General features: G+C 69.3%; 2 protein-coding genes. Both read right to left on the bottom strand.

The genetic code is table 11. The features are described 5' to 3' along the window. The coding region (locus tag ACFWXC_RS52945) for a condensation domain-containing protein (RefSeq protein WP_384491525.1) at positions 1-1,371 on the bottom strand (1,371 nt) is incomplete at its 3' end. After that, positions 1,368-2,498: AMP-binding protein (locus ACFWXC_RS52940; RefSeq protein WP_384491523.1), on the bottom strand; the 1,131-nt coding region annotated here is incomplete at its 5' end. The genes ACFWXC_RS52940 and ACFWXC_RS52945, both read right to left, overlap by 4 nt.

The following is a 2,498-nucleotide window of genomic DNA, read 5'->3' as shown; positions in this document are numbered from 1 at the left end:
ACCACCCCACTCACCCAACAACAACCCACGCTCACCCCCAACCAACACATCAACCCCACCCACCCGCACCCCCGGATCCACCCCCACCAAACCCAGCACCCCCACCAACCGCCCCACAAACCCCTCCACCCACCCCACACCAAACACATCAACCGAAGCCGTCACCACTCCCCGCAACCCAGCAGGACGGCCGTCCCGGAAGACTTCACCCAGAGTGACCTCAAGGTCGAATTTCGCCGATTCCTGCCGGGCGGACAGCGCTCTGACGCTCAGGCCGGGCAGCTCCAGGCCGGCGGCGGCATTGTTCTGCACGGTGAGCATCACCTGGAACAGCGGGTGGCGCGCCAGGGACCGGTCCGGGGCGAGGATTTCGACCAGCCGCTCGAAGGGCACGTCCTGGTGGTCCAGTGCTTGCAGGCTGTCTTCGCGCACCCGGGCCAGCAGGTCGCTGAAGGAAGGGTTGCCGGTCAGGTCGGTGCGCAGGACGAGGGTGTTGACGAAGAACCCGACCAGGTCGTCCAGCGCCTTGTCCGTCCGGCCCGCCACCGCCGTACCGATCGGAATGTCCTCCCCCGCACCCAACCGCGACAACAACACCGCCAACGCGGCCTGAACCACCATGAACATGCTGGTGCCGGTGGTACGGCAGAGCGCCGTCAGCCTCTCGTGGACGTCGGCCGGGATGTCCAGCGTCGCCGTGTGCCCGCGATGCGAGGGCATCGGCGGGCGCGGGTGGTCCACGGGCAGCGCGAGTTCCTGCGGTGCCCCGTCCAGCATCTGCCGCCAGTACGACACCTGGCGGGACAGCAGGCTCTTTGGATCGTCCTCGTCACCGAGCAGTTCCCGCTGCCAAAGGGCGTAGTCGGCGTACTGCACGGGCAACGGCTCCCAGTCCGGCGCACGCCCCTCGCACCGCGCCGTATACGCACGGGAGAGATCGCGGGCCAGCGGCCCCATCGACCAGCCGTCCCCCGCGATGTGGTGCATCACCACCACCAGCACATGCTCGTCCGGACCCGTCTCGATCAACAGCGCCCGCAACGGGACCTCGGCCGCCAGATCAAACCCGTATCCGGTCTCGGCCGCCACCAGCTCCGCCGCCTCTTCCTCCGTGGCGGCCGCGGCGGTCCGTAGTACCTCCCCCACATCGCCCAGCGGCAGTACCCGCTGGTACGGTTCCCCGTCGCTGGCGGGGAACACGGTGCGCAGCACCTCGTGCCGATCGATGACGTCCGTCAGTGCCGTACCCAGCGCCTCGGTGTCGATCTGCCCTGACAGACCCACGACCACCGGCAGGTTGTAGGTCGCACTCGGCCCCTCCAACTGCGCCAGGAACCACAACCGTCGCTGAGCGAACGACAGCGGAATCATTCGGCTTCCCTCTCTTTCCGCATGGGGCGCAATGGCGGCCGGGCAGGTTTCCGCTCGCTTTCCAACCGTGCTGCCAGAGCTGCCGGACTGGAGGCCTCGTAGAGCGTCCGCACTCCCACCTCGACGCCGAGAGCAGTCCGGATCTGTGACACCAGACGGGTGGCCAGCAGCGAGTGTCCGCCGAGTTCGAAGAAGTCGTCGTCCGCCCCGACCCGCTCCAGATCCAGTACCTCGGCGAACGCCTCGCACAGCAGGCGCTCCTCGTGGGTGGCCGGCTCACGCCCGGCACCCGTGGCCGCGCGTCGAGGCTCTGGAAGGGCAGCACGGTCGAGTTTGCCGTTGACGGTCAACGGAAGCTCGGGCAAGGACACGAACACCGCGGGGACCATGTAACCGGGCAACCGCTCGGCGGCATAGGCGCGCAGGTCCGCGAACGGCTCCCCGTCCTCGCGGGCATCGTCTCCACCGGTCCCGGTCCCGGTCTCCGTCGCCGTCCCGGTCCGGGCCATGGCGATGGCCCCGTCTCCGTCTCCGTCTCCGTCTCGGGGAACGATGTAGGCGATCAGGCGGTCGCCGCCGGGCAGGTCGTCGCGAGTGGTCACCACCGCCTGGGCAACACCGGGATGGGCGGTCAGGACGGCCTCCACCTCACCCGGTTCGATCCGGAAGCCGCGGACCTTCACCTGGTCGTCCGCGCGGCCGACGAAGACGACCTGCCCGTCGGCCGTCCAGCGGACCAGATCCCCCGTCCGGTACATCCGCTCGCCCTGCGCCCCGAACGGACACGCCACGAACCGCTCCGCCGTCAGCCCCGCACGACCGCGATACCCCCGCGCCAGCCCCACACCCGCGATGAACAACTCCCCCACCGCACCGGGCGGCACGGGCCTCAGGAACCCGTCCAGTACGAACACCCGCATGTTCCAGATCGGCGTGCCGATCGGAACGGCACCCGACCCGCCCGTCCATACTCCCGCCGTGCACTCCACCGACGCTTCTGTCGGTCCGTAGAAGTTGTGCAACTCCACGCCGCACACCCGCGCGAACCGCTCCGCCGACACCCCCGACAACGCCTCACCCGAACACACCACCCGCCGCAACGACCCCCACGCCCCCGGAACCCCACC

It is taken from the genome of Streptomyces sp. NPDC058683 (assembly GCF_042716195.1).
Lineage (GTDB): Bacteria > Actinomycetota > Actinomycetes > Streptomycetales > Streptomycetaceae > Streptomyces.
The sequence above is the reverse complement of the archived record's forward strand: the minus strand, read 5'-3'. Positions and strand labels throughout refer to the sequence as shown.